This window comes from Paenibacillus sp. BIC5C1, from assembly GCF_032399705.1.
In the GTDB taxonomy this organism is placed as follows: domain Bacteria; phylum Bacillota; class Bacilli; order Paenibacillales; family Paenibacillaceae; genus Paenibacillus; species Paenibacillus taichungensis_A.
On sequence record NZ_CP135922.1, the window covers coordinates 1,827,442 to 1,840,226 of the forward strand.

Genomic DNA, 12,785 nt, shown 5'->3' on the forward strand with positions numbered 1-12,785 from the left:
ATGGCACGCACAGTGAAAAGATGGCTTGTTCTCCTGGCGGCAGTATCGCTGCTGCTGGTGAATTCCGTGCCTGCGGCGGCCTCCCCGGCGCCGTATGAGAGTTATAACTACAACTACTGGAAAGAGGCCGTTCCGTCACCGGATGCCTATCTGCCCAAGCAAACCATTTCGGGCAGCGACCTGGGCATTGGCGAATTCAAAGACCCCGGTGATGTAAACGTCTCTCCCTCCGGGCAGATTTATATTTTGGACAGTGGCAACAGCCGAATTGTTGTCCTTGACGCGCAGTATAAGCTGTTGCGGGTAATCGAAGGATTTATGATGGACGGCAGCAAGGAGAGTTTTAATACGCCAGGTGGATTATTCGTGGATGAAGAGGATCGAGTATACATCGCAGATACGGGGAACAGCCGCGTAGTTGTCCTGGATGCGGAAGGTCAGCTGGTCCATACCATTACGAAGCCAGAGTCTGATATCCTCGCGACCAATTTTCAATTCCAACCGTTGAAATTGACTGTGGATCGGGTAGGCCGGGTGTATGTGGTGGCTCAGGGTGTCTACGAAGGAATTATGCAGTTTGACGAGCACGGTCAGTTCATTGGATACGTTGGGACGAACAAGGTGGAACGCGACTACGGCGAATACATTTGGCGGATGCTCTCAACCAAAGCCCAGCGGGCGCAGATGGTTTTGTTTGTACCGACCGAGTTTTCCAATGTGGATATCGATGCCAAAGGGTTCGTATATGCGACCAATATCGACCCGGGTTCCAGCGAACCGATTAAACGTCTCAATCCATCCGGCGAGGATGTGCTGAAAAGATTTGGTTATTTTGAAGTCAAAGGAGATATCAGATTTCGCAATAACCCGGGTCCGTCCAAACTGATTGATGTGAAGGTACTGGGCAACGGTATGTACAGTGTGCTGGATGCGACGCAGAACCGGGTGTTTACTTACGATGATGAAGGTCATCTGCTCTACGTATATGGAGGCAAAGGAAATCAGGTGGGAACGCTCAAAACACCAGTCGCCATGGAACAATCCGGGGATCATCAATTGGTACTGGATCGGGGGAAAAGCAATCTGGTTATCTATGAGCCAACACGGTTTGGAGCCAGCGTGAACCAGGCGGTTGCCCTTCATTATCAGGGTGAGGATACGGAGGCTGTTCATATCTGGAAAGAAGTGCTGAAGCTTAACGCCAACTATGATATCGCCTATATCGGTATTGGCAAGTCCTTGCTGATGGAGAAGAAAAACGAGGAAGCTCTGGGTTACTTCGAACTGGGAATGGATCGCAAAAGTTATTCTGTCGCGTTCAAAAGATATCGGCGAGAGATGATGAAGGAACATTTCGGTACCTTTCTGACGCTTGCCATCGCACTGATTTTCATTCTGATCCTGGTCCGAGTGGCGGTTAAATGGAGACGGAGGAGGCAGATTGACCGTGAAGCAGGATTACATTAAGTTTCCGCTGCATCTCATTTTTCACCCCATTGATGCATTCTGGGATCTCAAGTCGGATCAGCGGGGCAGGTTGACCGTTGCTTTTGGAGCACTGGCGCTTACCATTATCATGATGATTTTGCAAAAACAATACGCGGGGTTTCTCGTGAATTACATCGATCCTCGTACAATCAACAGCATAGGGGAGATCGCAACGGTTGCAGTGCCATTCTTTCTTTGGTGCATAGCCAATTGGGCTGTAACCACCCTGATGGAAGGTGAAGGGAAGTTCAAGGAGATTTTTCTGGCAACAGGCTACTCGCTTATTCCGATTATTTTGATCTATGTCCCGATGATTATCATCAGCCGGTTTATGGTACAGGAAGAGACGGCTTTTTATTATTTGTTTAATAGCATCGCGTTCTTCTGGTTCGTGCTGCTGCTCTTCATTGGCACGATGACGGTACACCAGTACACCGTGATCAAAACGATTCTGACGATGCTGCTGACGGTAATTGTCATGGGCATAATCGTGTTCCTCGGAGCATTGGTGTTCAGCATGTTGCAGCAGTTATATGAATTCGGTTACAACATCTACCGCGAGTTGATTTTTCGGACCTAAAGGAGGCGGCATCCGTGAACAAAAGGCAACGAATATATACGGTGCTGGCCAGTGGTGCTGCTGTGATCCTGCTTACAGCCGGACTGCTGTATATCAATAACAGGGGAGTACCTGCTGTGGAAGCAACGGCTTATCTTGAAGCAACAACAGAGGCTATGCCAACCGAGACCGAATCATTGCAATTCCTTACCGATTCTTCAGAGGGTGTGCCGGGTATGCAACTGGTCGTCGAAGACCAGGGGTTGGCGCTGTATTACAACGAGGAAACGACGGAAATTGCCGTTCGTGATGGAGCGAGTGGTCAGATCTGGTACAGCAATCCGAACGAACGTAATCAGGATGGCCTGGCTTCTGCTTATGAAAAGGAGGTGCTGTCCTCACAGCTGAACGTGTCATTTCGGGATGCGATCGGTACACTGGAGAACTTTCCGAACTTTAGTTCCAGTATCATCAACAAACAGTTTGCAGCCGCCAATGTAGATCAGGGGATTCGCGTTACATACACGCTTGGGGATACCTCGCTCGGTATTGATGCTCTGCCCAAACTGATCAGCAAACAGCGTCTGGAGGAGAAGGTCCTTTCGAAACTGGATGCCACAGTCGCAAGATATGCATCGGCTCGATATTATCCAACCAAAAACAATCCGGATGTGCTGGAACGGTTGGATGGACAGATATCCAAGCAGCTTGTGTTGAACAAGATGCTGGACGCCTTTGAAGCGGCGGGTTACACCACTGAAGATCTTGCTTTTGACAATGAGGAGAATGGAGTCGAAGGCGGGGGCACATCGGATAAACCAAGCTTCGTCATTCCGGTGGAATATCGGTTGGATCAAGGATCGCTAGTTGTAACCGTGCCGCTAAGTCAGGTGAAAGAGAGCGGTCAATACCGTATTCGTAATATCGATCTGCTCGCTTATTTTGGTGCCGCGGATACGAAAGGTGAAGGTTATATGTTTGTACCTGACGGTTCAGGCAGTCTGATCCATCTGAATAACGGAAAGGTCAAAGAGGAGCAGTACGTACAGCGTGTGTACGGTGCAGATCCAAATGACAATTCACTTAGTCGCCCGCAGGTTAGTGAATCTGTCCATATGCCTGTCTTTGGTTTGAAGAACGGTGAACATGCCTGGTTTGCCGTGATTGAAAAAGGGGATGGCATGGCCAGTATCTCTGCGGATATTGGAGGCAGGCAAAATAACTATAACCACGTCTACGGCACGTTCTCCCTGCGGGGTGAGGATGAGTTGGAGATGTATACCTCGCAAAAGATGCAGGAGATTCAGTTACTAAGCGAGGAACCATTCCGCGGGGATATTCAGGTGCGATACCATTTCCTGAACGGCAAGGATGCCAATTATTCCGGCATGGCCCGCTTGTATCAGCAGCAGTTAGTCAAGGAGCAAGTACTGAAACCGCTGGAAGACGAGTCGGTCTTACCTTTTTACATGGATGTGTTAGGTGCAGTGGACAAAAAAGCTTCATTCCTGGGTGTACCTTATCGGACCACATTGGCTATGACGACATATGAACAAGCGGCTGAAATGGCTGCGAAGCTGCAGCAGGAGGGTGTGAACCGTGTGCAAATGCGGTATCAGGGATGGTTTGGCGGAGGTTTCAGTCACCATACACCCACTCAGGTTAAACTGGACAGTGAAGTGGGCAGTCGTTCCGAGTTGCATGATCTGTCTGAACAACTGAAGCAGTCCGGTGGAGCGTTGTTCCCTGATGTGGCGTTTCAGCGCATATACCACGACGATTGGAACTTTGCGCCATCCTCTGATGCTGCGCGTTTTGTCACCAAGGAAACCGCTGAACTGTATCCATACAGTCCTGCCCTCAACCGGATGGATCTGAGCAAAGACAGTTATTATCTGTTGTCGGCCGCCAAGCTGCCGTATGTGGTGAGCGAGTTTGCCGGGAAAATCAACAAATTGGAACTCAGCGCATTATCACTGCGTGATCTCGGGCAGGTATTGAGCTCGGATTATCGGGATAGTCGTGTCATCCACCGAGAAACTGCGAAGAACATCGTGAAGGAGCAACTGGGCAAGCTGCAGCGGGAATATCCAAACCTAATGTTATCATCCGCTAATGCGTATGCGTGGGAATATACGCAGCATATTGTTAATGCTCCCTCAGGCTCCAGCCGGTTCAACATTACCGATGAGGAAGTTCCTTTTTATGAGATGGTCATTCATGGATATATGGACTACGCTGCTTCCGCAATGAATACGTCAGGGGATCAAGATCTGCGCAAACAGCTGCTCCGCAGTCTGGAGCTGGGCTCAGCTCCGCAATTTCAATGGACGTATGAACCATCATCCAAGCTGAAGCTGACCAATTATGATTCGGCTTATGCCACTGACTTTGCATATTGGGTAGATGACGCAGTTGCATTATACAAGGAAGCGAATGAAGTATTAGGTCATTTGCGGAACTATCCAATAACCGAGCATGAACGAGTTCAGGATGGCGTAGTGCGTGTCACTTATAGTGGCGGTGCAACGATTTTGGTGAATTACACGGCTGATCCGGTAACGATTAATGGAATTACCGTTGGCGGGGCGGACTATGCAGTGAAAGGAGTGAACCAATGAGAAGCCTTCGTTTATCCTTGAAATCACGGAGAGCGCTGCTTGGACTTGCGTTTATTTCGCCATGGCTGATTGGTTTCATCTTCCTGTTCGCTACGCCGCTGCTGCAATCGATCCGGTTCAGTTTGAGCAATCTATCGGTTGCCCCGGGAGGATATGTACTGGATTTTGTCGGGCTGAAAAATTTCAAGGATGCCATCCTGGTCGATGCATCATTCAACCGGATCCTGGTGGATTCGGTTGGAGCGATGCTGCTAAATGTGCCGATGATTCTGTTCTTCAGTTTATTTACGGCGACATTGCTTAACCAGAAATTCAAAGGGAGATCGATGGCGCGTGCGATTTTCTTCCTGCCAGTCATACTGGCCTCCAGTGCGGTGGCAGCAGCCGAGTCCGCAGGCCTGATCAACCTGATGGGAGACATCAGTGCGATTGAATCATCTACCGAAGGGGGAGCTTCGTTCAACGTCGTTTCAATCGTACGAATGCTGAATGATGTGGGGTTGCCCATGGCATATGTCGATTACATCGTGGAAGCCATTATGCGCATTTACGATATTGTCAGCAGCTCCGGCGTACAAATTCTGATCTTCCTCGCTGCGCTGCAATCGGTACCCGGCTCCATGTACGAAGTGGCCAAAATTGAAGGTGCAACGGCCTATGAATCCTTCTGGAAAATTACGTTTCCGATGGTGAGTCCATTGATCCTGACAAATGTCATCTATACGATTATTGATTCCTTTGCAGGTAGCCCGGTGACGGAGGCCATCTACCAGACGGCGTTTAAAACCCAGAACTTCGGTCTGAGCTCAGCCATGTCCTGGCTGTATACGCTGGTCATCGGCCTGGTATTAGTTGTTGTCGGATGGGTACTGTCACGACGGGTTCATTACAACTGAAAGCTAACGAACGTAGAAGGAGGCATGAGACTATGGCTGTGTCGGGAACGGATCGTATGGTGGTGGTTCCGAAAGAGAACTACCGCATGCAGAGGGTACGAAACAAGACATCGGACCTCCTGTATTCCATATTCAGATATGCATTGATTATTGGTATTTCATTTATTATTTTGTATCCATTGTTTCTTAAAATCTCGGTTGCGTTCAAGGATAAACAGGATATCTATAATCCCACCATCTATATGATTCCCCAGCATTTTACGCTGGATAATATCAAGCTTGCGGCGCAGGTGATGGATTATTTGCCTTTGCTGGCGAATACGCTGTTGTTCGTCACGATTACAACGCTGCTCACAGCGATATCCTGTGCGTTAGCCGGGTACGGCTTCGCCCGCTTTTCTTTTCCTGGTAGCAATGTGCTGTTTGTATTGGTCATCCTCACTATTCTGGTGCCAACAAGCACCCTGATGGTGCCGATGTATCTGCATTTCCGCAACTTTGACATCCTCGGAATGGTTCATCTGTTCACGGGACGAGAGGGGATCAACCTGCTGAATACATACTGGCCGTCGATGATTACTGCGGCTACGGCTGGTGGGCTGAAGGCGGGGCTGTTCATTTATATTTTCCGCCAGTTCTTCAAGGGCATGCCCAAGGAAATTGAAGAAGCTGCACTGATTGATGGAGCAGGCGGATTTCGGACATTTGCTCGAATCATGCTGCCGAACGCCATTTCACCGCTGATCACAGTCATTCTGTTCTCTTTTGTCTGGCAGTACAACGATACGTTCTATTCCGCGTTATTCATGAGTGAAAGCCCGCTTATTTCGCTGAAGGTGGCTTCATTGCCTGCCCAGGCAAACCAGTTAATTCCCCAATTGATGGGTTTTGGCTCGAACTCGGGCATGAAGGCAGACCCGAATTATGTTGCCATGATCGTGGATACAGGAATTCTGCTGGCGATTGCACCGCTCATTATTTTGTATTTGTTTGTACAGCGCTATTTCGTGGAGAGTATTGAACGTTCAGGTGTAGTTGGTTAACCGGGCTTGGCGTAGTCGTATAGGATGTGTAATTCGGGTGTTTTTGATATTTGGATCTCTATGTATCCTACCTTGGGATGGGGGATTATCAATGACGGAACAAAAGATAAGCGGTAATTTAGTGAATAAAGATGCGACTTCCGAGGCTAGAGAACTGATGGAATACTTGGCGGAGCATTATGGAAAAGGGGTACTGTCGGGTCAGCAGGATTACGGTAATCTGAACTGGATTAATGAGAATACAGGCCGCAAGCCGGCGGTGATTGGATTCGATCTCATGGATTATTCTCCATCAAGGACAGAACGCGGCGCGATCTCTCAGGAGATTCGTGATGCGATCGCATGGCATCAGCAAGGCGGAATTGTGACATTGTGTTGGCACTGGAATGCACCTACTCATCTGATAGATGAACCAGGCAAAGAATGGTGGCGCGGGTTCTATACGGATGCCACCACCTACGATCTCGCTTCAGCATTGGCTCATCCTGAATCGCAAGAGTATACCTTATTGATCCGGGATATCGATGTAATTGCAGTGCATCTGCAAGAACTCAAGGATGCGGGGGTGCCTGTGTTATTCCGGCCGCTTCATGAAGCGGAAGGAGGCTGGTTCTGGTGGGGAGCCAAAGGAGCTGAACCTGCCAAACAGTTATACCGCCTGTTGTATGATCAATTGGTCCACAAGTATGAGCTGGATAATCTGATCTGGGTGTGGAACTCGGAAAAACCGGAGTGGTATCCGGGTGACGATGTCGTGGATATTGTGAGTGTGGATGTTTATCCAGAAGCAGGCGATCACAGCCCGCTAGCCAAACGTTATGAGAATCTGCGCGAACTGGTGAATGACAGTAAAATCATTGCCTTAGCCGAGAACGGCTCCATTCCTGATCCAAAGCAAATGAAAGAGCAAGGTGTGCATTGGAGCTGGTTCTGTACCTGGACGGGAGAATTCCTAAAGGGTGGTAATCATAATACCGTGGCGTATTTGAAGGAAGTATATAATAGTGAAGATGTAATTACGTTGGATCAATTACCGAAATGGAGTTGGAGATAGGGCTATCATTTGGACTGCTACTAACGTTAAAAAGGGGGTGTCCCATAAGTCATGAACATGACGGTGGACACCCTTTTTTCGCGTTAATTTGGCCTAACGAACCTGACACATGTTATTCGCTCGTGTTTACACTGTTCTGAACTGTAACGAATCCCAGAGACGTTATTTTATCAATGAGGTCGCTTTTTAGGCTCTGACGCTGTGTTTGCACCGAAATAACGTCACTGAAGTTCGTTAAAGTTGGCATGCCTTGAAAATCGGACGTTTAAGGTGCGCTAGATTCGTTAGCACGTTGCTAGTTTGACGCATTCCGCTCACCTGAATTATTGGATAGCATGGCACTGATTTTTGGAAATAACGTCTCACTGGAAGTAAACAGGATGTAGGATTGATATACACACAACCTCCCTTTAAGCCTGTTGAAGATAAATGCTCTGTGTTATTAGTTTATCACTTATGGACGGAGAGCACTAAGTCTTTCTGGGGAAACGAAGTGTCGCTTTATCACAGGATTTTCTCCGTAAAAGAGGAAGGGGATAACAGCGAGGGGAAGGTGGTGCTGCAATTGAAGTGCCAAAGTGTAACTTTATCCATGTGGAATGTTTGCTACAGTAATTTCCATAAATATTGGCATGATGTACACTATTTCTAACGAAAACGGGAGACGAAGAGATGTAGATGGAGGAGGTGCCATATGACAGACCTGAACGCATATCATTATTTTGAAAAAAGTCTGGGCCCTTTTCGCAATCTATCCAGTCTGTCTGACAAAGAAGCGGAAACAGTTACCCAACGAATCCGTCATCAAGGCCGGAATTTTGCCAGTCAGCGATCTTCAGATTACATGATGATTCGAAGAGAAATTGAGCGAAAAGCGTACGAGCAGTTTATCTCCAAAGGTGGAAAACCGACCAATCGTTATCCTCACTATATGACCCTGGGTGCATGCGCGTGGTTGGAATCATGGTATACCGTACCGGATTGGGTCATGATCTCATGGGAGAGTCTCCCTGCTGATTCCGTAAGTTTTACCTACGGCGATTTGTTTCCAACGATGCGTTATATGGATGATAAGCCTTACCGTAAGCAGGTCTACACGAAAGATGAAATTCTGGACGTTATTCAATCCTATGGTTGGCCTCAGGAATGGAATCGACAGGGTGAGCTCGCCCCGGAACGTTATATCGAAGTACAGGTGTGGAACGAGGGCATTATCAGACCATATCGTCATCTTGATTGATATGCGAAATCGATGAAGAAATTCAGATGAATGAACTGTTCAAAAAAGGTAGGAGCAGAAATGACAACACCACCGTATCCGAATATTCGCCCTGCCGTGTACAATAGGGAGAACGAGTCTTAAACCTACCAATGAAGGGGATGCTTGATATGCATGATCAGCTGCCAAAGAAATCTTCTTCTTGCTGCTGCGCTGCAAGCCGAGACGGTAAGTTGGAGGAAAAGAGTCTGCCAGAGGAAACGGCTGCATCGGTAGAAGCTGTTGAGGACAAGCCATCTAGTCATACCGGTCATACAGCTGATTTCAAGATAGCTCTAACCAATAGAGCAGAGAAGAAAGAAAGCATTCGTATTGAAGGTGGACGTTTCCTGATGGGTACAAATGACCCCGAAGCTTTTGCCGCAGATGGGGAAAGCCCCGTCAGAGAAGTTCAGGTGAACACCTTTTATCTGGATGCCTGTACGGTAACCAATACTGAATTTGCACATTTTGTTCGTGAGACGGGGTATCGGACTGAGGCGGAGCGGTTTGGCTGGTCTTTTGTTTTCCATCTGTTCGTTTCTCCGCAAACGGCGACTCAAGTTCGAAACGTGGTACAACAGACACCCTGGTGGTGGGTTGTTGAAGGTGCGGATTGGGCTCATCCTGAAGGACCCGATTCTCATGTGAATGATCGCTCTGATCATCCGGTTCTTCATATCTCATGGAATGATGCCAATGCCTATTGCCGCTGGGCAGGTAAACGTCTGCCCACAGAAGCCGAATGGGAGTACGCAGCCCGGGGTGGCCTGATACAGAAAAAATATCCCTGGGGCGATACGTTAAGGCCAGACGGACAGCACTATTGCAACATCTGGCAGGGGGTATTTCCAACGAAAAATAATGCAGCCGACGGTTATGCAGGCACCGCTCCATCCCAATCGTTCCCTACCAATGCATACGGACTTTATAATATGTCGGGCAATGTATGGGAATGGTGCGCAGACAACTACGTTACGGATCATGAGAAGGCTGCTGCTGCTGACACGGAATTATCTCCTCATGAAGATCGCAAGGTGCTAAAAGGCGGTTCCTACCTATGCCACCGTTCCTACTGCAATCGTTATAGAGTAGCGGCGAGAATCCCCAATACGCCTGATACATCTACCGGGCATATTGGTTTCAGATGCGCATCGGATGTATAGTCTGTGGTCTGCTTGTTTGTAGAATAAGGCTCGGGCTATTTCACCCGAATAAGTAATCCAAACAGACCCAGTACAGCAAAGGCCAGAAATGCTGTAGTGTTGGAGAACATCTCAATGGTGTAACCCGCTATCGATGAACCTATGAACTGCCCCGCACCTAGTGCGAGAAAAGCAAGGCTGATCCCGATGGACGTATTTGGACGAAATAGCCTGGTCGCCCACACAATAAATACACTGGTCAGGAAGATATAGGTACTGCCAAACGTAACGGCTGAGACCAGGCTGGCTGTCATCGATGGAAGAAGAATAACGCCAAGTGAAACAGACAAGAGCAGAAGGCCTGTTCGATAGGACCATCCAATTCCGATACGTTCAATAATACGGCCAGCACACCCGCCGAGAATCCCCATAACTCCCATCACAATCCAGAACAGTACGGCTTCCGAATCGGAGGCCCCTTTTTCGTCCGTAAGGAAGTTTCGGGCAAAGGTCCAATAGATCGCAGAACTGATTCCTGTCAGAAGGGAAGCCATGAGCAGAGCCGCACCCGGTCTCGTCGGCTTCATGCATGCCCAGAGGGACTTGGTACAAGGCTCTGTTTTGCGCGTGGAGAGAACGCGTCTATTCCACAGCACCACCACAACGCCGATAACAGCGAAGAAGACGTAGGTCAAACGCCAATATTCAGTGAACAGCCAGTAGATCGGACCGGATACGATAATGCCAAAGCTGGTACCTGTGTTAATCCAGCTATTCCCTCTGGCTTGCTGATCAGGCGCAAGCTCAGCATAGACGGTGTTACCCAATGCAGGAGAGGCCAAGCCTGTACTTAATCCGGCAAGAAATACGCCGAGTGTGAGAACAAACACGTTTGGAGATAAGCCAATGCCCAATAAACCGAGGACAGCGCTAACACCAGCTATTTGAATGACATGATAGTGCCCAATGCGATTAATTAACAGTGGGGCACTAAGTAGAGACAGGCAATAAGCAATGTAGGTTGCGGAATTGATTGCTCCTGATTGAGCATCGTCCAGTTAGAGTGCTTCCGAGATTTCGGGCATAAACAGACCATAGCTGAATCTCCCGAATGCATAACATACAGCGATAAGGGCGATCCCTGGGAAAATAATTTTTTTCATCAAATCCACCGCCTTTTAGATAGAACGATCATTATATTTTATTTGAAATAAAAAAGTGAGTTGAACTACTAACTCACCCGGTGTGGGACTACTTGAAACTATTTTGCGTCATGTCAATGAGTTCGCGACACACGCTATTTACATTTTCTGTCTCAGCAAGTGCGGTAGAACCCTCAAGCAGCAGGTTAAATTGCAACGCTGCACGATCACTTGCGGCAGGATCAAGGTTTTTGATCAATGTCATCACATGTTTCTTATGTGCGTTGACAGTTTGTACAATGACGTTGTCTGGATCTCCGCCAAACTCCTCCTTGGCACGTAAAAACAAACATCCTCTCGATTCATGCTCCATCAACCAATGTGCATGGCCTTCCGCCAGATTGACGAATACGGGCTGCGCTTTGTTGTCGGCGTACTGCCGCAGCTGCTCCAGATAGCGCTGTTCGCGCCGCCGAAGTACTTCAACAATGAGATCATCCTTGGAGTTGAAGTGATTATATAACGTCATGATGGCGATCCCGGCATCTGTGATGATTCGCTTCAAGCCGATGGAATGAAAGCCGTGCAGATAGAACAATTCCTCAGCCACGTTCAACAGCATTTCCTTTTTGCTGCTCATAAGGATTAATACGCTCCTTTCAAAATAAGATAGAACGATCATTATACTTCTAAAATATAGAAAATGGCTCACATTGTCAAATGCCGTGAACCATTTCGATTTCCATTTGGTGAAGAGCCTCTATCCATTCTGTGGGACATCCAGAATCTGTGATCACCATCGATATTTGATTTATAGGTGCAATCTGGGCGAAGGTGGAACGTCCAAACTTGGTATGATCAGCTACCAAAATGGCTTCCTCCGCGCGCTCCATCATTTTGCGGGAGATGAGCGCCTCTTCCAGCACATAATCTGTGATCCCATCCGTTAACGACACGCCGCCTGCTGAGATGAACGCCTTGTTGACTTTGAATTGACTGAGCAATTCATGAGCAATGGGTCCAGTAGAGGCTTGTACGACCGGGGTGACTTCTCCTCCAGCGAAAATGATTTTGCCTGCAAACTCCTCCAGTGCACAGGTAAGAATGGGGACGGAGTTGGTAATGACGGTCACCTGAGACCGATGTCGCAGCTGCCGCATGATCTCCAGCGTTGTTGTGCCGTTGTCCAACATGACGGTCTCTCCATCCTCAATCAGAGAGGCGGCTGCCATGCCAATGGCCTGCTTTTCACTCAGTTGAAGCTGCGCACGCTTTTGAAAGGGGGCTTCGATCATGCCTGAGCGTACACGTACAGCGCCTCCGTATACTTTGCGCAATTCGCCTTCCTTTTCAAGTCGGTCCAGATCCCGCCGAATCGTCTCCGTGGATACCTGGAACAGATCTGCCAGAACCTGTACCTGAACCTTGCCCTGGGTAGCGAGCTGGATCAGAATGGTGTGTCTGCGTTCTTCATACGTTAAAGACATGGTTGTGCCTCCTGAAGTTTCGATCTAGGTTCTATATTTTTTGAGTTGTGAGATAGTGTGGATTGTTGTTGTTTTAATAGTTTAAGTTGGAG

The 12,785-nt window shown here is 48.2% G+C and carries 11 protein-coding genes; 8 read left to right on the plus strand and 3 right to left on the minus strand.

Features of this window, described 5'->3' with window-relative positions:
* From RS891_RS08425 to RS891_RS08460, 8 genes are all read left to right on the plus strand, one after another.
* Nucleotides 1-1,467: an NHL repeat-containing protein gene (locus tag RS891_RS08425; protein ID WP_315795064.1), complete on the plus strand. Its 1,467-nt coding sequence runs from the start codon at nucleotides 1-3 to the stop codon at nucleotides 1,465-1,467.
* Complete coding sequence (locus tag RS891_RS08430; RefSeq protein ID WP_163755018.1) at nucleotides 1,448-2,068, plus strand: YIP1 family protein; 621 nt, start codon at nucleotides 1,448-1,450, stop codon at nucleotides 2,066-2,068. The genes RS891_RS08425 and RS891_RS08430 overlap by 20 nt, the downstream gene beginning before the upstream one ends.
* Nucleotides 2,069-2,082: 14 nt before the next feature.
* Nucleotides 2,083-4,668 carry a DUF5696 domain-containing protein gene (locus RS891_RS08435; RefSeq protein WP_315795065.1) on the plus strand — a complete coding sequence of 862 codons (2,586 nt, stop codon included), beginning with the start codon at nucleotides 2,083-2,085 and terminating at the stop codon, nucleotides 4,666-4,668.
* On the plus strand, nucleotides 4,665-5,564 hold the full coding sequence (locus RS891_RS08440; RefSeq protein ID WP_315795066.1) for a carbohydrate ABC transporter permease: 900 nt from the start codon (nucleotides 4,665-4,667) through the stop codon (nucleotides 5,562-5,564). The genes RS891_RS08435 and RS891_RS08440 overlap by 4 nt, the downstream gene beginning before the upstream one ends.
* A gap of 32 nt (nucleotides 5,565-5,596) precedes the next feature.
* Nucleotides 5,597-6,607 (plus strand): carbohydrate ABC transporter permease, encoded by a 1,011-nt coding sequence (locus RS891_RS08445; RefSeq protein ID WP_083678955.1) that lies wholly within the window; start codon nucleotides 5,597-5,599, stop codon nucleotides 6,605-6,607.
* A 91-nt stretch (nucleotides 6,608-6,698) separates the two neighbouring features.
* The gene (locus RS891_RS08450) at nucleotides 6,699-7,661 is read left to right on the plus strand and encodes a glycosyl hydrolase (protein WP_315795067.1); all 963 of its coding nucleotides are present in this window, start codon (nucleotides 6,699-6,701) and stop codon (nucleotides 7,659-7,661) included.
* 694 nt (nucleotides 7,662-8,355) lie between these two features.
* Nucleotides 8,356-8,901, plus strand: a complete 546-nt coding sequence (locus RS891_RS08455; RefSeq protein WP_315795068.1) for a hypothetical protein — start codon at nucleotides 8,356-8,358, stop codon at nucleotides 8,899-8,901.
* A 149-nt stretch (nucleotides 8,902-9,050) separates the two neighbouring features.
* Nucleotides 9,051-10,085, plus strand: coding sequence for a formylglycine-generating enzyme family protein (locus RS891_RS08460; RefSeq protein ID WP_315795069.1), 1,035 nt, complete (start codon nucleotides 9,051-9,053; stop codon nucleotides 10,083-10,085).
* 35 nt (nucleotides 10,086-10,120) lie between these two features.
* Here RS891_RS08460 and RS891_RS08465 read toward each other — a convergent pair whose 3' ends face one another.
* The 3 genes from RS891_RS08465 to RS891_RS08475 all read right to left on the minus strand — a co-directional run bounded on the left by RS891_RS08465 (nucleotide 10,121) and on the right by RS891_RS08475 (nucleotide 12,693).
* Nucleotides 10,121-11,122 (minus strand): MFS transporter, encoded by a 1,002-nt coding sequence (locus RS891_RS08465; RefSeq protein WP_315796237.1) that lies wholly within the window; start codon nucleotides 11,120-11,122, stop codon nucleotides 10,121-10,123.
* 193 nt (nucleotides 11,123-11,315) lie between these two features.
* A complete protein-coding gene (locus tag RS891_RS08470) occupies nucleotides 11,316-11,846 on the minus strand; it encodes a TetR/AcrR family transcriptional regulator (protein ID WP_315795070.1) in 531 nt (176 codons plus the stop codon).
* Between the two features lie 76 nt (nucleotides 11,847-11,922).
* Nucleotides 11,923-12,693 carry a DeoR/GlpR family DNA-binding transcription regulator gene (locus RS891_RS08475; RefSeq protein ID WP_315795071.1) on the minus strand — a complete coding sequence of 257 codons (771 nt, stop codon included), beginning with the start codon at nucleotides 12,691-12,693 and terminating at the stop codon, nucleotides 11,923-11,925.
* Nucleotides 12,694-12,785 lie beyond the last annotated feature (92 nt).

Coding starts and splice junctions, on each gene's coding strand:
- RS891_RS08470 (WP_315795070.1), bottom strand. CDS start 11,846: ATGAGCAGCAAAAAGGAAATGCTGTTGAACGTGGCTGAGGAATTGTTC.
- RS891_RS08460 (WP_315795069.1), top strand. CDS start 9,051: ATGCATGATCAGCTGCCAAAGAAATCTTCTTCTTGCTGCTGCGCTGCA.
- RS891_RS08455 (WP_315795068.1), top strand. CDS start 8,356: ATGACAGACCTGAACGCATATCATTATTTTGAAAAAAGTCTGGGCCCT.
- RS891_RS08445 (WP_083678955.1), top strand. CDS start 5,597: ATGGCTGTGTCGGGAACGGATCGTATGGTGGTGGTTCCGAAAGAGAAC.
- RS891_RS08450 (WP_315795067.1), top strand. CDS start 6,699: ATGACGGAACAAAAGATAAGCGGTAATTTAGTGAATAAAGATGCGACT.
- RS891_RS08440 (WP_315795066.1), top strand. CDS start 4,665: ATGAGAAGCCTTCGTTTATCCTTGAAATCACGGAGAGCGCTGCTTGGA.
- RS891_RS08475 (WP_315795071.1), bottom strand. CDS start 12,693: ATGTCTTTAACGTATGAAGAACGCAGACACACCATTCTGATCCAGCTC.
- RS891_RS08425 (WP_315795064.1), top strand. CDS start 1: ATGGCACGCACAGTGAAAAGATGGCTTGTTCTCCTGGCGGCAGTATCG.